The sequence below is a fragment of the Streptomyces sp. DH37 genome (genome assembly GCF_029813835.1).
In the GTDB taxonomy this organism is placed as follows: domain Bacteria; phylum Actinomycetota; class Actinomycetes; order Streptomycetales; family Streptomycetaceae; genus Streptomyces.
This window is the reverse complement of sequence record NZ_JARVKV010000003.1, coordinates 1-18,116: the sequence shown is the minus strand read 5'-3', so window position 1 is coordinate 18,116 and position 18,116 is coordinate 1. Positions and strand designations below refer to the sequence as shown.

The following is an 18,116-nucleotide window of genomic DNA, read 5'->3' as shown; positions in this document are numbered from 1 at the left end:
GGGCCGCACCGGACCGAGGCGGCCACGGGGAGCGCGACCGGCGACGCGGGGATCGTGAGGGCGGGCCCGGTACCGGGCCCGAGATCGGGGAGGGCATGGATCCACAAGCACGGACCCGTCAGGGGACGCCGCCGTCCCCGGCGGCGTCGGAGGAGGTGCCGGAGGGAGTGTCGCCCCCGGCGTCGGAAGCGGTGTCGTCTCCGGCGTCGGAAGCGGCGTCGGAGAGGGTGCCGGAGGGCGCGCCGGGGGTGATGTCGCTGCCGCCCGCGGCGCGGATCGTCGTCGCGGTGGCGCTGGGGGTCGTCACCGTGCTCGTCGCCGTCCACCTGGCGATGGTCTTCCTGCACGTCGCCCCGGCCAACACCGTCAGCAAGCGGTACGGCTCGACGGTCTCGGACTACATCAACCCGGAGTTCGAGCAGAACTGGAAGCTGTTCGCCCCCAACCCGCTCCAGCAGAACATCGCCGTCCACGCCCGCGCCGAGGTGGCCCGGCCGGACGGCTCCACCGAGCGGACCGGCTGGGTGGACCTGACGGCCATGGACACGGAGAACATCCGGGGCAACCCCTTCCCCAGCCACACCGACCAGAACGAGCTCCGCCGCGCCTGGGACTTCTTCACCGGCTCGCACGACGCGGAGAACCGGTCCACCGGGCTGCGCGGCGACCTCTCCGAGGAGTACCTGCGCCGGATCGTGATGTCGCGCTTCGGCTCCGAGCTGAACGGCGGCGAGGTCAGGCGCGTGCAGGTGCGGTCGGCGACCACGCCGGTCGCGCCGCCGCCGTGGAGCGGCGAGAGCTTCGGCACCGAGACCACCTACCGGGTGCTGCCCTGGTGGCCGGTCGACCGCACGGACGTCCCGGAGGGCGCGTGATGCAGTCCGAGAACGACTCCCCCGCCCCGGCCGTCCCCGGAGCCCGGCCGCCCGGGGACCGACTGTCCGGGGACCGACTGTCCGAGGGCCGGCCGTCCGGAGCCCGGCCGTCCGGGGAAGAGGCCCCCGCGCAGCCTCCCCCGTCGGCCCGGTCGTGGTCGCGGCGGCTGCTGTCGGGGATCGACGATGCGGTCGTGCGCGGCATCGTCCGGGTCAGCGACCGGGCGCTGGGCCCGTACCAGAGCGCGGTCGTCCGGATCGGCTTCTCCCTCACCTGGCTGGGCTTCCTGCTCTTCGAGTGGCCCCACCGGCGCGAGCTGTACGGACCGGACGGCCCGTGGAGCTGGGAGCTGGCCGAGCGGCTGATAGCGAACAACAACGCCTTCACGGTGCTGCTGTGGTCCGACAGCGCGGTCTGGTTCGAGATCGTCTACGCCCTCGCGGTGCTCTCCAGCGCCGCCCTGCTGGTCGGCTGGCGGACCAGGACCATGTCGGTCCTGTTCATGATCGGCGTGCTGTCGCTGCAGAACCGCAGCGTCTTCATGGGCGACGGCGGCGACAACGTCATCCACCTGATGGCGATGTACCTGGTGTTCACCCGCTGCGGCCGGGTCTGGTCGCTCGACGCCCGCCGCGCCCGGCGTTCCGGGGCCACGGGTGCCGCGGGCGCCGAGGGCACCGACATGGTGGGCATCGCGCTGTGGTCGGTGCTCGGCGCCGTCCTGCTGGCGGCCACCACGGGCGGCCGGCTGAGCTGGTTCGGCGACGACGGCCCGGTGCTCTACATCGGCTGGGCGACCGTCCTGTGGGGCCTGTGGCTGGTGTACGGGCTGTGGTGGTACGTCACCCGGCCCGCCGGCGGGGAGGCGGGGTGGAGGGAGACCGCCCGCCGTCTGATGGACGTCCTCGGCAACCTCACCCACAACGCCGCCCTGCTGGTGATCATGGCCGAGGTCTGCCTGATCTACGCGACCGCCGGCTGGTACAAGATCCAGGGTTCGCGCTGGCAGGACGGCACCGCCGTCTACTACCCCCTGCACCTGGACTACTTCGCGCCCTGGCCCGCCCTCGCCGAGGTACTGGGGAGCAGCGGTCTGATGATCATGCTGATCAGCTACGGCACGGTGATCGTCCAGGTCGCCTTCCCCTTCACCCTCTTCAACCGCCGGGTGAAGAACGTGCTGCTCGCCGTGATGATGCTGGAGCACGCCTCCATCGCCGTCGTCCTCGGACTGCCGTTCTTCTCGCTCGCGATGATCGCCGCCGACGCGGTCTTCCTGCCGACGGTCTTCCTGGTTTGGGTCGGCGCCAGGGCGTCGCGGGCCGCGGGACGGCTGCGCCGCGGGCGCCCGCGCGAGCCGGAGCGGGCGGGGGAGCCGGCGGAGCCGGCCGGAGCCGACGGCCCCGCGCGTACCCTCGTGGGGTGAACGACGGCGAGACGGAGGACCGGGCGGTGGGGAACGAGCCCGCGCAGTACGACGAGGGCTACGGCACGGAGGTGGGGGTCGGCCCCCACCCCCGGCCGTGGCCCTCGGACGGGCGGTACGACCCGGAGCTGCTGGCCCACGGCGACCGGCGCAACGTCGTGGACCGCTACCGCTACTGGAGGCGCGAGGCGATCGTCGCCGACCTCGACACCCGGCGGCACGACTTCCATGTCGCGGTGGAGAACTGGAACCACGACTTCAACATCGGCAGCGTCGTGCGCACCGCCAACGCCTTCCTGGCCAAGGAGATCCACATCGTCGGAAAGCGCCGCTGGAACCGGCGCGGCGCGATGGTCACCGACCGCTACCAGCACGTGACCCACCATCCCGACGTGGCCTCCCTCGCCGACCGGGCGCGTGCCGAGGGGTTGCCGGTCATCGGCATCGACAACCTCCCCGGCGCGGTCCCGCTGGAGACCACCGAACTGCCCCGCCGCTGCGTGCTGCTCTTCGGCCAGGAGGGGCCGGGGCTGACGGACGAGGCGTGGAAGCACGCCGAACGCGTCTGCTCCATCGCCCAGTTCGGCTCCACCCGTTCCATCAACGCGGGCGCGGCGGCGGCCATCGCCATGCACGCCTGGATCCGCGCCCACGCCGACATCGGCTGACGCCCGCCCCGGTCGCGGCATCCGGTGGTCCCGGCGCCGCCCGCACCGCCACCGCACCGCGCCGAGCCTGCGCCCGCGCCCTCAGGCCCCGTGCGCCACGGGCGGGTTGGCCGGGGAGAACTCCGGGGCGCCCCAGCGCGGCCCGGACCCGCCGGCGGACTCGACCACGCCGGTGACCGTGAAGTCCACGATCCGCTGGGCGCCGGGAACGGCGGCCGAGCGCTCCGGGGACCAGTCCACGCGGGCCTCGCCGGTGAGACGGAGGAACCCGCCGGTGGACCAGTCGGGGAAGAGGAGCCCGGCCGACGGGTTCTGTTCGAGGTTGCCGAGCGTCATGTACATCGAGTTGCCCGCGTAGTCCGGCCACCACAGCCGGTCCGGTGCCGTCACCCGCACGAAGCCCGGATTGCCGCCCCGGTGCGAGGCGTCGGCCGAGCCGTCCGCCGCGGCCGTCGCGACGAAGAAGGTGTCGGCCGAGGCGACCAGCGCGCGCTGCCGGCCGTCGAGCGCGTCCCCGCGCACCGGGGAGGAGGACCCGCCGTCCCCCGGCGGCGGGTCCTCCTCCGTGACGGTGCGGCGCTGGATGTACTTCGGGCAGTTCGAGTACACCTGCTCGGTGGTGATCCGCAGCCCCGCGCCGTCGGGGCGCGCGGTGCCGTTGAACCGCATCCGGCGGCGGGTGGCCGGCTCGACGGCGATCGCGCCGACGCGCACCGGGCCCGCGGCCAGCGCCTCGGCCAGCGGGTCGCCGGGGCGCGGCCGTACGCCGGTGGTGACGGTCCGCTCGTCCGGAGCCGCCGCGAATCCGGGCGGGCCGGTCAGCGGGGACGCCCACACCCGGCCCCCGCCGTCCGCCCCGCCCAGGACGAGCATGCGGCGCCCGGCAAGGAACTCCGCCGCGACGGGCGGGACCGTGGCGCGGATGCTCCGGCCCACGTGGTCGGCCCGGTCGGTGACGCCCGCCCGCCGCTGCACGGCGCGCTCGCCGGGGTGGTAGACGGCCGCCCCCTCGGTCGCCGGTGTCGTCATCGCGGTGTTCATCGCGGTGTCCTCCCTCGTCCGTTCTCGCCGTTCGTTCCGCTGTCCGAGCCCGCCGTCCGAGCCGCTGTCTAGAAGAAGCCGCAGGTGGGTGCGGCGCCGCTGGGGGCGGGCGCGGTGTCGGCACCGGAGGGGGAGTAGATCTCCAGCCGGATGCCGTCCGGGTCGGTGAAGAAGATCCCGCCGGAGGCGGCGCCCTCGCCGTGGGGGACGACGCCGTCGTACGCGAACGCGGCGCCCATCTCGCGCAGGGCGGCCTCGGCGGCCCGCACCTCCTCGACCGTGTCCACCTGGAACGACAGGTGGTGCAGGCCGGGGCGGCCGGTCTCGAAGTCCCCGGCGCTCTGCTGCCAGAGGGTGACCATCAGCTGTCCGTCGCGGGCGAGGAAGGCCCAGCGCCGGTCGCCGTCGTGCCCCTCGTGGGCGACCTCGAAGCCGAGGAGCCGCCGGTAGAAGGCGAGGGAGCGGTCGAGGTCGGTGACGTTCAGGCCGATGTGGCCGGTGCGCAGGGAGGCCGGGGCGGTGGTCGTGCCGGTCGCGGTGGACATGGCTGTTCCCTCTTCCGTCGGTGGCCGCCCGGTCGGTCCGGGCTAACCGTTGGAAGTGAACGTAAAAGTTAGACATGCCGACTGTCAACCGCTGTGAATATCCATAAGGGTTAGAGAGCTAGGATGGGGGCATGCCTGCCGAGGACCCGCGCCCCCTGATCGGTGAACCGCTCTCCCTTGACCTGCTCAACACCCGCTGGGTGGAGGGGGGATCGGAGCGGGACCTGCTCACCGGAGTCGACGGCCTCGCGGTCTGGCTGGCGTCGGCGGGGCTGGCCGGACGCTGTACGGCCGACGGGGCGGCGCTGGCCGCCGTCCGGCGGGCGCGCGAGGTGCTGGCCGCCGCCGCGGCGGACCCCATCGCCCATCCGGAGGCCGTACGGGAGGGCCTCAACGAGGTCCTGGCACACGGAAGGGTCCGCCGGGTGATGACACCCGACGGACCCTGTGACGAGCCCGAGACCGACGACGCGGCCTGGCTGGCGGCCTGGCTGGCCGTCGACGACTATCTGCGGCTGCTGCGCCTGGACCCGGCCCGCATCCGCCGCTGCGCGCATCCGAAGTGCGTGCTGCACTTCTTCGACACCTCGCAGAACCGCAGGCGGCGCTGGTGCTCGATGGCGGTCTGCGGGAACCGGGCCAAGGCGTCCCGGCACTACGCCAGAAGCCGGGAGTGAACCGGGGCGCGGGACCCCGGTCCGCAGCCCGCAGCGCTACGCCGGCCTGCGCACCTCCACCGTGCGGAAGCGGCTCGCCACGAACGCCCCGTCGCACAGCGCCGCGTTGGCCGCCGGATTGCCGCCGGAGCCGTGGAAGTCGGAGAACGCCGCGGTCTGGTTGACGTACACCCCGCCGGTCAGGTTCAGCGAGAGCTGCGCGCACTCCTCCAGGCAGGCCTCCTCGACCAGCCGCTCCACCTCCGGCGAGGTGGTGTACGCCCCGACCGTCATCGCGCCCTTCTCCCGGACGGTGCGGCGCAGCAGCTCGACCGCGTCGGCCGTGGAGTCCACGGCGACCGCGAAGGAGACCGGGCCGAAGCACTCCGCCATGCAGGCCCGCTCCGACTCCGGCTTCGCCCCGTCCAGCTTGACGATCGCCGGGGTGCGGACCGTGGCGCCGGGGAACTCCGGGTGCTCCACCGCGCGGGAGGCGAGGGCGACCTCGCCCAGCTCCGCCGCGCCCTCCAACCGCTCGCGCACCCCGGGGTTGACGATGGCGCCCAGCAGCGCCACCGCCCGCTGGTCGTCGCCCAGCAGCTTGTCCACCGCGCCCGCCAGGTCGGCGACGAACTCGTCGTAGGACCGGTGGCCCGCGTCCGTGTCGATGCCGTCGCGCGGGATCAGGAGGTTCTGCGGGGTGGTGCACATCTGGCCGCTGTAGAGGGAGAGGGAGAAGGCCAGGTTGCCCAGCATGCCCCGGTAGTCGTCGGTGGAGTCGACGACGATCGTGTTGACGCCGGCCTTCTCGGTGAAGACCTGGGCCTGGCGGGCGTTGGCCTCCAGCCAGTCGCCGAAGGCGGTCGAGCCCGTGTAGTCGATGATCCGGACCTCGGGCCGGACGGCCAGCTCCTTGGCGATGCCCTTGCCGTCCCGCTCGGCGGCCAGCGCCACCGCGTTCGGGTCGAAGCCCGCCTCGGCCAGGACCTCGCGGGCCACCCGCACCGTCAACGCCAGCGGCAGGACCGCGCGCGGGTGCGGCTTGACCAGCACCGGGTTGCCCGTGGCGAGGGAGGCGAACAGACCCGGGTAGCCGTTCCAGGTGGGGAAGGTGTTGCAGCCGATCACCAGCGAGATCCCGCGCGGCACCGGTGTGAACTCCTTGACCAGCTCCAGCGGGTCCCGCTTGCCCTGGGGCTTGGTCCACCGCGCCGAACCCGGGGTGCGGGCCTGCTCGGCGTAGGCGTACGCCACCGCCTCCAGACCGCGGTCCTGGGCGTGCGGGCCGCCGGCCTGCATCGCCATCAGGTACGCCTGTCCGCTGGTGTGCATCACCGCGTGGGCGAACTCGTGGGTGCGCGCGTTGATCCGGGCCAGGATCTCCAGGCACACCAGCGCCCGGACCTCCGGGCCCGCGTCCCGCCAGGCGGGCAGCGCGGCGCGCATCGCGGGCAGCAGCGCCTCCACGTCGGCGTGCGGGTACTCCACGCCCAGCTCGACGCCGTACGGCGAGACCTCGCCCCCCACCCAGCCGTCCGTGCCGGGCTGGTCCAGTTCGAAGCGGCGGCCGAGCAGCGCGTCGAACGCGGCCTTCCCCTCGGCGGCGCCGAGCGAGCCGTGCTCCTCGCCGTAGGCCTTGGGGTGCTCCGGGTAGGGGGACCAGTAGTCCCTGGAGCGGATCGCCTCCAGCGCCCGGTCCAGTGTCGGGCGGTGCTTCTCCGCGAGCCGCGCCGGGGTCAGCGGCGGGGCCTGGGTGGGTGCGGCGGCCATCGGGGACCAACTCCTCGTCGAGCGGGCGGGCGGCGGTGTGCCGTGCGGACGGGGCCCGGGCGGACCGTGCGGGCGGCGTGCGCGGGCGGACCGTGCGCGGACGGACGGACAGGTAGATACTGCTACCGAACGATCGGTCGGGGCAAGAGGGGCAGGCCGCCTGTGGATAACATCGGGACCATGCCAGTCAAGCCGTCGGCCGGATCGCCGGCCAAGTCGCCGGCCAGGTCACCGGGGCGCGACACCTACACGCCCGAATCGCTCCTCGCGGTGGCCGTGGGGGTGTTCAACGAACGCGGGTACGACGGCACTTCGATGGAGCACCTCTCCCGCGCGGCGGGGATCTCCAAGTCGTCCATCTACCACCACGTGCGGGGCAAGGAGGAGCTGCTGCACCGGGCCATAGCCCGCGCGCTCGACGGCCTCTTCGCGATCCTGGACGAGCCGGACGCCGGCCGGGGGCGGGCGATCGAGCGGCTGGAGCACGTCACCCGCCGTACCGCCGACGTGCTGATGGCCGAGCTGCCCTACGTCACCCTGCTGCTGCGGGTGCGCGGCAACACCCGCACCGAGCGCTGGGCGATGGAGCGCCGCCGCGAGTTCGACCACCGGGTGGCCGGGCTGCTGAAGGCCGCCGCCGCCGAGGGCGACCTCCGCACCGACCTCGACGCCCGGCTGGCCACCCGGCTGCTCTTCGGAATGATCAACTCCATCGTGGAGTGGTACCGCCCGCAGCCCGGGGACGCCGTGGACCGCGAGCGGGTCGCCGACGCGGTGGTGAGGCTCGCCTTCGAGGGGCTGCGCAAGCAGTAGGCGGCGAGCGGGCGGTCCGGCCGGTCCGGGAAGTCCGGGCGGTCCGCGAGGTGCGCGAGGCCCGGTCGGTCCGGTCGGTCCGGTCCGGGCTCACGGCTCCGGTTCGAGATCGGTCTCCTCGAAGACCAGCAGCGTGCGGGTGCTCAGCACCTCCGGCATCGCCTGTATGCGGGTGAGCACCAGCTCCCGCAGCGCCCGGTTGTCGGCGGTGTGCACCAGCAGGAGCACGTCGAAGTCGCCGCTGACCAGCGCGATGTGCGCGGCGCCCGGCAGCGCCTGGAGCTTCTCGCGCACCGTGCGCCAGGAGTTCTGCACGATCTTCAGCGTGATGTAGGCCGAGGCGCCCTGGCCCGCGCGCTCGTGGTCCACCCGGGCCGTGAAGCCGCGGATCACCCCGTCCTCGACGAGGCGGTTGATCCGGGCGTACGCGTTGGCCCGCGACACGTGCACCCGCTCGGCCACCGACCGTATCGACGCCCGTCCGTCCAGTTGCAGCATCCGCAGGATGGACCGGTCGACCGGGTCGAGCGGTCTGGCCGCCGGCCGGTGGTCGCCTTCCGGCGCCTCGGGGGCCATCTGTTCTTCCGGCATGGCCTGCCGCCTCCCCTCCATGGACGTCCTGCCGACATCCCACGCCGCGCAGAACCGTTTGTCCACAGGGCGATGCCACCCGTAGCCAAAATGCGCCGACGACCGAACAATCGGTAGGGGGCGCGCCGAACCAGCGCGGCCCCTGCCCGCCGATGCCCCCTACCCGGAGGTGCTCGACATGACCGTCCTGGAGCAGCCAGGCGCCTACCGCCCCGCGCCGCCGCCCGCCTGGCAGCCGCGCACGGACCCCGTGCCGCTGCTGCCGGACTCCGAGCCGTACCGGCTGCTGGGCACCGGCGCCGACCTCGATCCCGGGCTGCTCAGGACGCTGTACGCGCACCTGGTGCGGGGCCGCCGCTACAACCGGCAGGCCACCGCGCTCACCAAGCAGGGCCGGCTCGCCGTCTACCCCTCCTCCACCGGGCAGGAGGCGTGCGAGGTGGCCGCCGCCCTCGTGCTCCGGGAGCACGACTGGCTCTTCCCCAGCTACCGCGACACCCTCGCCGCCGTCGCCCGCGGCATGGACCCGGCCGAGGCCCTCGGACTGCTGCGCGGCGACTGGCACACCGGCTACGACCCGTACGAGCACCGCGTCGCCCCGCTGTCCACCCCGCTGGCCACCCACCTGCCGCACGCCGTCGGGCTCGCCCACGCCGCCCGCCTCAAGGGCGACGACGTCGTGGCGCTGGCGATGGTCGGCGACGGCGGCACCAGCGAGGGCGACTTCCACGAGGCCCTGAACTTCGCCGCCGTCTGGCGCACCCCGACCGTCTTCCTCGTGCAGAACAACGGCTTCGCGATCTCCGTCCCGCTGGCCAAGCAGACCGCCGCGCCCTCACTGGCCCACAAGGCCGTCGGCTACGGCGTCCCCGGCCGGCTGGTGGACGGCAACGACGCCGCGGCCGTCCACCGGGTGCTCTCCGAGGCCGTCGAGCGCGCCCGGCGGGGCGAGGGCCCCACCCTCGTGGAGGCCGTCACCTACCGGATCGACGCCCACACCAACGCCGACGACGCCACCCGCTACCGCGGCGACGACGAGGTCGGGGCATGGCTGGAACACGACCCCGTGGCGCTGCTGGAGCGCGAGCTGACCGAACGCGGCCTGTTCGACGACGCGACGCGGGACGGGGCGCACGACGAGGCCGAGGAGATGGCCGCGCGGCTGCGCGAGGCGATGAACGGGGACCCGGTGCTCGACCCGATGGACCTCTTCGACCACGTCTACGCGGAGAAGACCACGCAGCTCGGGGAGCAGGCCGCGCAGCTGCGCGCCGAGCTGGACGCCGAGAACGCCGAGAACGCAGCGGAGGGTGGGCGATGACGACCGCGACCACCGGGCGGAGCGCGGACGGGACCGCCCGCTCCGCCCGCAAGCCGGCCACCATGGCCCAGGCCCTCAACCGCGCGATGCGCGACGCCATGGCCGAGGATCCGGCCGTGCACGTGCTCGGCGAGGACGTCGGCACGCTCGGCGGCGTCTTCCGCGTCACCGACGGACTGACGAAGGAGTTCGGCGAGGACCGCTGCACCGACACCCCGCTGGCCGAGGCCGGCATCCTGGGCACGGCCGTCGGCATGGCGATGTACGGGCTGCGGCCGGTGGTGGAGATGCAGTTCGACGCCTTCGCCTACCCGGCGTTCGAGCAGCTCCTCAGCCATGTCGCCAAGATGCGCAACCGCACGCGCGGGAAGATGCCGCTGCCCGTCACGATCCGTGTGCCCTACGGCGGCGGGATCGGCGGCGTGGAGCACCACAGCGACTCCTCCGAGGCCTACTACATGGCCACCCCCGGCCTCCACGTGGTGACCCCGGCGACCGTGGCCGACGCCTACGGGCTGCTGCGGGCCGCCATCGCCTCCGACGACCCGGTGGTCTTCCTCGAGCCCAAGCGGCTGTACTGGTCGAAGGCCGACTGGTCGCCCGAGGAGCCGGAGGCCGTCGAGCCCATCGGCCGCGCCCGGGTCCGCCGCACCGGCACGTCCGCGACGCTGATCACCTACGGGCCGTCGGTGCCCGTCTGCCTGGAGGCCGCCGAGGCCGCCCGCGAGGAGGGCTGGGACCTGGAGGTCGTCGACCTGCGCTCCCTGGTGCCCTTCGACGACGAGACCGTCTGCGCCTCGGTGCGGCGCACCGGGCGGGCCGTGGTCGTCCACGAGTCCAGCGGCTTCGGCGGCCCGGGCGGCGAGATCGCCGCCCGGATCACCGAGCGCTGCTTCCACCACCTGGAGGCGCCGGTGCTGCGTGTGGCCGGGTTCGACATCCCCTACCCGCCGCCGATGCTGGAGCGCCACCACCTGCCCGGCGTGGACCGGGTGCTGGACGCCGTCGCCCGGCTCCAGTGGGAGGCGGAGTGGACCGAGCGGCCCGAGGCGTCCGGCCGGCCGGGAGCGCCCGAGAGGAGTGGCCGCTGATGGCCGAGGTCCGCGAGTTCACCCTGCCCGACCTGGGGGAGGGGCTGACGGAGGCCGAGATCGTCCGCTGGCTGGTCTCCGTCGGCGACGTCGTCGCCGTCGACCAGCCGGTCGTGGAGGTCGAGACGGCCAAGGCGATGGTCGAGGTGCCGTGCCCGTACGGCGGTGTGGTCACCGCGCGGTTCGGTGAGGAGGGCGCCGAGGTCCCCGTCGGCGCGCCCCTGGTCACGGTGGCCGTCGGCGCGTCCGCCGGCGAGTTCGGCGCCGCGGCCGGCGGCGCGGGGCGCGGGGAGCGGTCCGGCTCCCCGGCCGACGGACCGGCCGGCGCCCCGGAGAAGTCCGGGAACGTGCTGGTGGGGTACGGCACGGGTGCCCCCGCGGCCCGCCGCCGCCGGGTCCGCCCGGCGAACGGCGTGCCCGTCGCGTCCGCTCCCGCGCCCGCCGCCCCGGTGGCCCCGGCTCCGGCGGCCCCGGCTCCCGCCGCGCCCGTGGAGGCCCGGCCCGCCGACGGCCCCGTCCCCGTGATCTCGCCGCTGGTGCGGCGGCTCGCGCGGGAGCACGGCATCGACCTGCGGCGGATCTCCGGTTCCGGCCCGCGGGGCCTGATCCTGCGCGCCGACGTCGACCGTGCGGTGGCGGCGGCCGGGGCCGCGCCGTCCCCCGCCTCCGCCGCGACCGCACCCGCCGCACCCGCCCCCGCCGCGGCCGGCGCCGCGCGCGGCGAGCGGATCCCGCTGCGCGGGCTGCGCGGCGCGGTCGCCGAGAAGCTCTCCACCTCCCGGCGCGAGGTCCCCGACGCCACCTGCTGGGTGGACGCCGACGCCACCGAACTGCTCGCCGCCCGGCGGGCGATGAACGCCGCGGGGTCCAAGATCTCCCTGCTCGCCCTCCTCGCCCGGATCTGCACGGCCGCCCTCGCCCGCTTCCCCGAGCTGAACGCGACGGTGGACACGGCGGCGCGCGAGATCGTCCGTCTGCCCGAGGTCCACCTGGGCTTCGCCGCGCAGACCGAGCGCGGGCTCGTCGTCCCCGTCGTACGCGACGCCCACACCCGGAACGCGACCGAACTCACCGGGGAGCTCGCCCGGCTGACCGAGTCCGCCCGCGCGGGGACGCTGAGGCTCGACGAGGTGACCGGGGGCACCTTCACCCTCAACAACTACGGTGTGTTCGGGGTGGACGGCTCCACGCCGATCATCAACCACCCCGAGGCGGCGATGCTCGGCGTCGGCCGCATCACCCCCAAGCCGTGGGTGCACGAGGGCGAACTGGCCGTGCGCCAGGTCGTGCAGCTGTCGTGCACCTTCGACCACCGGGTGTGCGACGGCGGTACGGCGGGCGGCTTCCTGCGGTACGTGGCCGACTGCGTCGAGCAACCGGCCGTCCTGCTGCGCACTCTGTAACCGGCGTGGCGGGCGGCACGGCCATACTCGTGGCATGACCCACGTGTACGACGCCGTCGTCATCGCGGGCGGCGCCGCCCGCCGGCTCGGCGGGACGGACAAGCCGGCCCTCACCGTCGGGGGCCGGTCGCTGCTCGACCGGGTGCTGGACGCGTGCGCGGACGCGGCGCGGACCGTGGTCGTCGGCCCGCGGCGGCCGACGGCCCGGCCGGTGGAGTGGACGCGCGAGGAGCCGTCCGGCGGCGGGCCGCTGGCCGCGCTCGACGCCGGGCTGCGCCGCACCGGGCGGGAGACGGTGCTGGTGCTCTCCGCGGACCTGCCGTTCCTGACGCCCGCCACCGTACGGGCACTTCTCGACGGCGCAGTCGGCGCAGTCGGCGCAGTCGGCGCCGTCGGCACCGGCGCGGACGGGGTGGACGGAGCGGACGGGGTGGACGGCGCGATCGTGGACGACGGCCGCGCCCAGCCCCTCCTGGGCGCCTACCGCGCCGAGTCCCTCCGCCGCGAACTGGCCCTGCTCGCCGCCGAGCACGGGCGGCTGGCGAACCTCCCCCTGCGGCTGCTCACCGACGAGCTCGTGCTGCGCCGCGTCGCCCCGGCCGGCCCCGACGAGGCCCGCGACTGCGACACCTGGGAGGATCTTGCCTCGGCCCGCTCCCGGATCAGGGAGCATGGACGTGTGCTGAACGAATGGATCACCGCCGCCAAGGCCGAACTCGGCATCGACCTCGACGTCGACACCGCCGCCCTCCTCGACCTCGCGCGGGATGCCGCCCACGGCGTGGCCCGGCCCGCCGCTCCGCTGACGACCTTCCTCGTCGGATACGCGGCGGCGCGTGCGGGCGGCACCCCCGAGGACGTCGCCGAGGCCGCCCGCAAGGCCGCCGGACTGGCCCGGCGCTGGGCCGCGGAGGCTGCGGAAGCCGAGGGGGACGGGAGGAGCGGGGGGACCGCGGACGGCGGCAAGGGGACGAACGCCGGATGAGCGGCGACGAGCTGGCCGACGCCCTCGCCCTGGCCAACGGGCACCGCGACGGGCACCGCGAGGGCCGCCGCGACGGGCACCGCGACGGGCACGGTGAAGGCCGCCGGGAGGACCGGAGCCCCGGCCCCGACCGCCCCGACCGCCCGGCCCACCGGGCGCGGCACCACGACTGGCCCGCCGCCCGCGCCGCCGCCGCCCGCGCCGGAGCCGGACGGCGGCCCGAGACCGCCGCCGTGCCCCTGGACGCGGCCCTCGGCCACCGCCTCGCCGCCCCCCTGACCGCGCTCACCGACCTGCCGGCGTTCGACACCTCGGCCATGGACGGCTGGGCCGTCTCCGGCCCCGGCCCGTGGGAGCTGGCCGGCCCCGCCGGCGGCTGCCACGGCGTCCTGGCCGGCGACGACTCCCCGTCCCCGCTCCCGGACGGCCACGCCGTCCGCATCGCCACCGGCGCCCGCATCCCGCCCGGCACCACCGCCGTACTGCGCTCCGAGCACGGCGAGGTCCGCGACCGGCGGCTGCGCGCCCCCAGGGCGCCCCAGCACGGCGCCGACATCCGCCCGCGCGGCCAGGAGTGCGGGACGGGCGACCACCTGCTGCCCGGCGGTACGCCGGTCACCCCCGCCGTGCTCGGCCTCGCCGCCGCCGCGGGCTGGGACGAACTGCCGGTCGTACGCCGCCCCCGCGCCGAAGTCCTGGTGCTGGGCGACGAGTTGCTGGCCTCCGGCCTTCCGGAGGGCGGCCGCGTCCGCGACGCGCTCGGCCCCATGGTCGGCCCCTGGCTGGCGGCCCTGGGCGCCGAGGTCACCGCCACCCGCCGCCTGGGCGACGACGCCGGGGCGCTGCACGCCGCGCTGGCGGGGACCACCGCGGACCTCGTCGTCACCACCGGGGGCACGGCCGCCGGCCCCGTCGACCACGTCCACCCCGCCCTGCGCCGCCTGGGGGCGGAGCTGCTGGTCGACGGGGTGCGGGTGCGCCCCGGCCACCCGATGCTGCTGGCGAGGCTGCCCGCCGGGGCGCACCTGGTCGGGCTGCCCGGCAATCCGCTGGCGGCCGTGTCCGGGCTGCTCACCCTCGCCGAACCGCTGCTGCGGGCCGCCACCGGCGCCGGGGAGCCGTCCGACGGCCGGGACGGCCCGGCGCCCCGGCCGCCGGACGCCCCCCTCCTCGGCGAGGTCCACGGCCACCCCCGTGACACCCGGCTGGTCCCGGTCGTGCAGGATGGCAGGGGCGTACGGCCGCTGCGCTTCAGCGGTCCCGCGATGCTCCGCGGCATCGCGACGGCCACCGCCCTCGCGGTCGTACCGCCCGGCGGCGCCCCCACCGGCGCCGGCGTACACCTCCTGAGACTCCCGTGGGCGTGACGGAATGAATCACACCTCGCCCGAAGAGCTGCAGCACTTCGTGCAGCTCCCCGAGCCCGCCGCCGGGCCGCTGCGCCAGGTGCTGCGGCGACTGCTGGCGGCGCTGGCCGTCCTGTGCGCCACGGCCATGCTGGTCTACCTCGAGCGCGACGGCTACAGCGACAACGTGGACGGCAACGTCTCCCTGCTGGACTGCTTCTACTACACCACCGTCAGCCTCTCCACCACCGGCTACGGCGACATCGCCCCGGCCAGCGACAGCGCCCGGCTGGTCAACGTCCTGGTCATCACCCCGCTGCGCGTCCTGTTCCTGATCATCCTGATCGGCACCACCCTGGAGGTGCTGGCCGAGCGGACGCGCCAGCAGTGGCGCCTGGCCCGCTGGAGGTCCTCCTTGCGCGATCACACCGTCATCATCGGCTTCGGCACGAAGGGCCGCTCCGCGGCCGAGACGCTCATCTCGACCGGGGTCCCCCGGGAGCGGATCGTGATAATCGACCCGAGCCGCAAGGTCGTCGAGGCGGCGAACGCCGACGGCTACACCGGCGTCGTCGGCGACGCGACCCGCAGCGACGTCCTGCTGAAGGCGGAGCTCCAGCGCGCGGCCCAGGTCGTCATCTCCACCCAGCGCGACGACACCGCGGTCCTGGTGACGCTCACCGCCCGCCAGCTCAACCGCAACCTGCGCATCGTCGCGGCGGTGCGCGAGGAGGAGAACGCGCCGCTGCTGCGGCAGTCCGGCGCCGACTCCGTGATCACCAGCGCCAGTGCCGCCGGCCGCCTCCTCGGCATGTCCATGCTCAGCCCGAGCGCGGGCGCGGTCATGGAGGACCTGATCCACCAGGGCACGGGCCTGAACCTGACCGAGCGCCCGGTCACCAAGGCGGAGGCCGGCCACTCCCCGCGCGAGTGCAAGGACCTGGTGGTCTCCGTGGTGCGCGGCCACCGGGTGCTGGGCTACGACGACCCGGACGCGGCCGTCCTGGAGCTGACCGACCGCCTCGTCGTCATCCGCCGCGCCTCGCCCTCCACCACCGTCATCCCCTCGGAAAACCCGCGGAGGTAGCGTCACCCCCATGCACGCGATCACCATCACCGAACCCGGCGGCCCCGACGTCCTGGCCTGGACCGAGGTGGACGACCCCGTGCCCGGCGAGGGCGAGGTCCTGGTGGAGGTGGCGGCCAGCGCCGTCAACCGCGCCGACGTCCTCCAGCGGCAGGGCTTCTACGACCCGCCGCCCGGCGCCTCGCCCTACCCCGGACTGGAGTGCGCGGGCCGGATCGCCGCGCTGGGGTCCGGCGTGGGCGGCTGGAGGGTCGGCGACCGGGTGTGCGCGCTGCTCGCGGGCGGCGGGTACGCCGAGAAGGTCGCGGTGCCGCACGGCCAGCTCCTGCCGCTGCCCGACACCCCCGACGGCCCGCTCGACCCCGTCGCCGCCGCGGCCCTCCCCGAGGTCGCGTGCACGGTGTGGTCGAACGTCTTCATGCTCGCGAAGCTGCGCCCCGGCGAGACCCTGCTGGTCCACGGCGGGGCCAGCGGCATCGGCACCATGGCGATCCAGCTCGCCAAGGCCGTCGGCGCGCGGGTGGCGGTCACCGCGGGCGGTCCGGAGAAACTGGCGCGCTGCGCCGAACTGGGCGCGGACGTCCTGATCGACTACCGCGAGCAGGACTTCGCCGAGGAGGTCCGGGCGGCCACCGGCGGACGCGGCGCGGACGTGGTCCTGGACATCATGGGCGCCAAGTACCTGGAGCGGAACGTGAAGGCGCTCGCCCGGGGCGGCCGGATCGTGGTCATCGGCCTCCAGGGCGGGGTCAGGGGCGAACTGCACCTGGGGGCGCTGCTCGCCAAGTCCGGCACGATCGCGGCCACCTCCCTGCGCGGCCGTCCCCTGGACGAGAAGGCGGAGATCGTCGCGGCGGTGCGGGAGCACGTGTGGCCGCTGATCGCGGCGGGGCGGGTCCGGCCCGTCGTGGACCGGACCGTGCCGATGAGTAATGCCGCCCGGGCCCACGGGGTACTCGAGGAGAGCGGTCACGTGGGCAAGGTCGTTCTCACCGTCTGAGATGCCGGACCCGCGCGTTCGTGTGACGCTTGTTACACCATTGGATGCTTGGTACGGGAGGGGGCTTGGCGGTGAGAGAAGCCGCGATCACCCTGCTGGCCTGCGCGATGGTGCTCGTCCCGGCACCGGTCGCCCTGGCTTCCCAGCAGACGGCGGCCGTGGGGGCCGCTTCCGGCGGCGCGCGGGAGGGCGTGGAGCCCAGATCGGACAAGCCGGAGAAGCCGGGCAAGCCCTCCCCCACCTCCTCCCCGGACGACCCGGGCGACCCGGAGGAGAGCGGGGACCCGGACGAACCGCGGGATCCGGACGACCCGGAGGAGGAGCCGTCGCGCCCCTCGTGGCCCTCCCTGCCGCCGTGGCCGCCGGGCGGCGGTTCCTCCCCCGGCCCGGATCCCACGCCCACGCCGGAGCCCACCTCCGGCGAGCCCTCCGGTGAGCCGTCCGGCACGGCCCCCGGCGGGGACGGGGACGGCGGGGACGACCGCGGAGAGCGGAAGCCCGACGGCCGCGACGACCCCGACGGCCCCGACGACGGAGCGTCCGCCGAGCCGCCGGGCACGTCGCGGCAGAGCCCGCAGGGGTGGACCGAGCAGATCAGCGACCAGCGCGCGGGCACCGGCGGCCAGTACGACGACTACGTCTACGACGACGGCGAGGGCGGCCGGAGGTACAGCGAGAGCCGCGCGACGCCCGCCACCGGCGGGCAGCTGCTGCCGGTGCTGCCGCTCGGCGCCGGACTGACCTTCCTCGGCCTGGGCCTGGCGTCGTTCGCCCTGCGGCTGCGCCGCTGAGGGGCGCGGGGGCGTCCCGGAGGCGGTGTCCGCACGGCCTCCGGGACCGCCCCGGGGGATCGCCCGGCGGACGCCCGGACGGGCGATGCAGAATGGGGGGTATGACACAGCCGATGAACGAACGCTCGCAGGAGGGCCAGCAGGTCCTGGTCGTCGGACCGGACGGGATGGCCCTCGGCGGCACCGCCGCTCCGAAGGGCGGGGACGGCGGCTCCGGGGAGGAGCCGCGCGAGGTCCCCGTGACGGAGATGGTCGAGCAGCCCGCGAAGGTCATGCGGATCGGCAGCATGATCAAGCAGCTCCTGGAGGAGGTCAAGTCGGCTCCTCTGGACGAGGCCAGCCGCGCCCGGCTCAAGGAGATCCACGCCAGCTCGGTCAAGGAGCTGGAGGACGGCCTGGCGCCCGAGCTGATCGAGGAGCTGGAGCGGATCTCGCTGCCGTTCACCGACGACGCGGTGCCCACCGAGGCCGAGCTGCGCATCGCGCAGGCCCAGCTCGTGGGCTGGCTGGAGGGCCTGTTCCACGGCATCCAGACGGCGCTGTTCGCCCAGCAGATGGCGGCCCGCGCCCAGCTCGAGCAGATGCGCCGGGCGCTCCCGGCGGGCGTGCTGCCCGACGACGACGGCGAGGGCCGCGGCCAGGTCCGCTCCGGCCCCTACCTCTGAGCTGCCTCCGGGCAGTCCCGGACCCCTTGGACGAGGCGGGC

Annotated in this window: 19 protein-coding genes; 14 read left to right on the top strand and 5 right to left on the bottom strand. The window is 75.0% G+C overall.

Annotation, left to right across the window (positions count from 1 at the left end; all coding sequences use genetic code 11):
• Positions 1-118 precede the first annotated feature (118 nt).
• Positions 119-307 (bottom strand): hypothetical protein, encoded by a 189-nt coding sequence (locus QC029_RS02190; protein WP_279553580.1) that lies wholly within the window; start codon positions 305-307, stop codon positions 119-121.
• On the opposite strand from QC029_RS02190, the gene QC029_RS02185 reads away from it, so the two are divergent.
• The 3 genes from QC029_RS02185 (at position 288) to QC029_RS02175 (ending at position 2,970) form a co-directional block, all read left to right on the top strand.
• Positions 288-875: a DUF5819 family protein gene (locus QC029_RS02185; protein ID WP_279553579.1), complete on the top strand. Its 588-nt coding sequence runs from the start codon at positions 288-290 to the stop codon at positions 873-875. The two genes, QC029_RS02190 and QC029_RS02185, sit on opposite strands and share 20 nt — an antisense overlap.
• Before the next feature lie 170 nt (positions 876-1,045).
• A complete protein-coding gene (locus QC029_RS02180; RefSeq protein WP_279553751.1) occupies positions 1,046-2,302 on the top strand; it encodes an HTTM domain-containing protein in 1,257 nt (418 codons plus the stop codon).
• A complete protein-coding gene (locus QC029_RS02175) occupies positions 2,299-2,970 on the top strand; it encodes a TrmH family RNA methyltransferase (RefSeq protein ID WP_279553578.1) in 672 nt (223 codons plus the stop codon). Before QC029_RS02180 ends, QC029_RS02175 begins: the two co-directional genes overlap by 4 nt.
• Positions 2,971-3,051: 81 nt before the next feature.
• On the opposite strand, the gene QC029_RS02170 is transcribed toward QC029_RS02175, so the two are convergent.
• Both QC029_RS02170 and QC029_RS02165 read right to left on the bottom strand, forming a co-directional pair.
• Complete coding sequence (locus QC029_RS02170) at positions 3,052-4,011, bottom strand: pyridoxamine 5'-phosphate oxidase family protein (RefSeq protein ID WP_279553577.1); 960 nt, start codon at positions 4,009-4,011, stop codon at positions 3,052-3,054.
• A gap of 68 nt (positions 4,012-4,079) precedes the next feature.
• Positions 4,080-4,556, bottom strand: a complete 477-nt coding sequence (locus tag QC029_RS02165; protein ID WP_279553576.1) for a VOC family protein — start codon at positions 4,554-4,556, stop codon at positions 4,080-4,082.
• 131 nt (positions 4,557-4,687) lie between these two features.
• Here QC029_RS02165 and QC029_RS02160 point away from each other — a divergent pair, with 131 nt between their 5' ends.
• The gene (locus tag QC029_RS02160; RefSeq protein WP_279553575.1) at positions 4,688-5,233 is read left to right on the top strand and encodes a CGNR zinc finger domain-containing protein; all 546 of its coding nucleotides are present in this window, start codon (positions 4,688-4,690) and stop codon (positions 5,231-5,233) included.
• Between the two features lie 36 nt (positions 5,234-5,269).
• Here the strand turns inward: QC029_RS02160 and paaN are convergent, their stop codons facing one another.
• Positions 5,270-6,982: a phenylacetic acid degradation protein PaaN gene (gene paaN, locus QC029_RS02155; RefSeq protein ID WP_279553574.1), complete on the bottom strand. Its 1,713-nt coding sequence runs from the start codon at positions 6,980-6,982 to the stop codon at positions 5,270-5,272.
• Positions 6,983-7,162: 180 nt separating this feature from the next.
• On the opposite strand from paaN, the gene QC029_RS02150 reads away from it, so the two are divergent.
• Positions 7,163-7,795 carry a TetR/AcrR family transcriptional regulator gene (locus tag QC029_RS02150; protein ID WP_279553573.1) on the top strand — a complete coding sequence of 211 codons (633 nt, stop codon included), beginning with the start codon at positions 7,163-7,165 and terminating at the stop codon, positions 7,793-7,795.
• Between the two features lie 90 nt (positions 7,796-7,885).
• Here QC029_RS02150 and QC029_RS02145 read toward each other — a convergent pair whose 3' ends face one another.
• A complete protein-coding gene (locus tag QC029_RS02145; protein ID WP_279553572.1) occupies positions 7,886-8,386 on the bottom strand; it encodes an Lrp/AsnC family transcriptional regulator in 501 nt (166 codons plus the stop codon).
• A gap of 178 nt (positions 8,387-8,564) precedes the next feature.
• Between QC029_RS02145 and QC029_RS02140 the strand changes: the two genes are divergently transcribed.
• The 9 genes from QC029_RS02140 (at position 8,565) to QC029_RS02100 (ending at position 18,075) form a co-directional block, all read left to right on the top strand.
• Complete coding sequence (locus QC029_RS02140; protein WP_279553571.1) at positions 8,565-9,707, top strand: thiamine pyrophosphate-dependent dehydrogenase E1 component subunit alpha; 1,143 nt, start codon at positions 8,565-8,567, stop codon at positions 9,705-9,707.
• The gene (locus tag QC029_RS02135) at positions 9,704-10,798 is read left to right on the top strand and encodes an alpha-ketoacid dehydrogenase subunit beta (protein ID WP_279553570.1); all 1,095 of its coding nucleotides are present in this window, start codon (positions 9,704-9,706) and stop codon (positions 10,796-10,798) included. Before QC029_RS02140 ends, QC029_RS02135 begins: the two co-directional genes overlap by 4 nt.
• On the top strand, positions 10,798-12,201 hold the full coding sequence (locus QC029_RS02130) for a dihydrolipoamide acetyltransferase family protein (RefSeq protein ID WP_279553569.1): 1,404 nt from the start codon (positions 10,798-10,800) through the stop codon (positions 12,199-12,201). Before QC029_RS02135 ends, QC029_RS02130 begins: the two co-directional genes overlap by 1 nt.
• A gap of 34 nt (positions 12,202-12,235) precedes the next feature.
• Entirely contained in the window at positions 12,236-13,186 is a 951-nt protein-coding gene (locus tag QC029_RS02125; protein WP_279553568.1) for a DUF6457 domain-containing protein, read from the top strand.
• Positions 13,183-14,553: a molybdopterin molybdotransferase MoeA gene (locus QC029_RS02120; RefSeq protein WP_279553567.1), complete on the top strand. Its 1,371-nt coding sequence runs from the start codon at positions 13,183-13,185 to the stop codon at positions 14,551-14,553. Before QC029_RS02125 ends, QC029_RS02120 begins: the two co-directional genes overlap by 4 nt.
• A gap of 4 nt (positions 14,554-14,557) precedes the next feature.
• Complete coding sequence (locus QC029_RS02115; protein WP_279553566.1) at positions 14,558-15,619, top strand: TrkA family potassium uptake protein; 1,062 nt, start codon at positions 14,558-14,560, stop codon at positions 15,617-15,619.
• A gap of 10 nt (positions 15,620-15,629) precedes the next feature.
• Positions 15,630-16,619 carry an NAD(P)H-quinone oxidoreductase gene (locus tag QC029_RS02110; protein WP_279553565.1) on the top strand — a complete coding sequence of 330 codons (990 nt, stop codon included), beginning with the start codon at positions 15,630-15,632 and terminating at the stop codon, positions 16,617-16,619.
• Between the two features lie 65 nt (positions 16,620-16,684).
• Positions 16,685-17,410, top strand: a complete 726-nt coding sequence (locus QC029_RS02105; protein ID WP_279553564.1) for a hypothetical protein — start codon at positions 16,685-16,687, stop codon at positions 17,408-17,410.
• Positions 17,411-17,511: 101 nt separating this feature from the next.
• Positions 17,512-18,075 (top strand): bacterial proteasome activator family protein, encoded by a 564-nt coding sequence (locus QC029_RS02100; protein ID WP_279553563.1) that lies wholly within the window; start codon positions 17,512-17,514, stop codon positions 18,073-18,075.
• Positions 18,076-18,116 lie beyond the last annotated feature (41 nt).

Bases quoted from the DNA above. Each gene is read 5' to 3' on its own strand.
- QC029_RS02150 (WP_279553573.1), top strand. From the start codon at position 7,163: ATGCCAGTCAAGCCGTCGGCCGGATCGCCGGCCAAGTCGCCGGCCAGG.
- QC029_RS02165 (WP_279553576.1), bottom strand. From the start codon at position 4,556: ATGTCCACCGCGACCGGCACGACCACCGCCCCGGCCTCCCTGCGCACC.
- QC029_RS02135 (WP_279553570.1), top strand. From the start codon at position 9,704: ATGACGACCGCGACCACCGGGCGGAGCGCGGACGGGACCGCCCGCTCC.
- QC029_RS02100 (WP_279553563.1), top strand. From the start codon at position 17,512: ATGACACAGCCGATGAACGAACGCTCGCAGGAGGGCCAGCAGGTCCTG.
- QC029_RS02125 (WP_279553568.1), top strand. From the start codon at position 12,236: ATGACCCACGTGTACGACGCCGTCGTCATCGCGGGCGGCGCCGCCCGC.
- QC029_RS02140 (WP_279553571.1), top strand. From the start codon at position 8,565: ATGACCGTCCTGGAGCAGCCAGGCGCCTACCGCCCCGCGCCGCCGCCC.
- QC029_RS02170 (WP_279553577.1), bottom strand. From the start codon at position 4,011: ATGAACACCGCGATGACGACACCGGCGACCGAGGGGGCGGCCGTCTAC.
- paaN (WP_279553574.1), bottom strand. From the start codon at position 6,982: ATGGCCGCCGCACCCACCCAGGCCCCGCCGCTGACCCCGGCGCGGCTC.
- QC029_RS02130 (WP_279553569.1), top strand. From the start codon at position 10,798: ATGGCCGAGGTCCGCGAGTTCACCCTGCCCGACCTGGGGGAGGGGCTG.
- QC029_RS02160 (WP_279553575.1), top strand. From the start codon at position 4,688: ATGCCTGCCGAGGACCCGCGCCCCCTGATCGGTGAACCGCTCTCCCTT.
- QC029_RS02145 (WP_279553572.1), bottom strand. From the start codon at position 8,386: ATGCCGGAAGAACAGATGGCCCCCGAGGCGCCGGAAGGCGACCACCGG.
- QC029_RS02115 (WP_279553566.1), top strand. From the start codon at position 14,558: ATGAATCACACCTCGCCCGAAGAGCTGCAGCACTTCGTGCAGCTCCCC.
- QC029_RS02120 (WP_279553567.1), top strand. From the start codon at position 13,183: ATGAGCGGCGACGAGCTGGCCGACGCCCTCGCCCTGGCCAACGGGCAC.
- QC029_RS02110 (WP_279553565.1), top strand. From the start codon at position 15,630: ATGCACGCGATCACCATCACCGAACCCGGCGGCCCCGACGTCCTGGCC.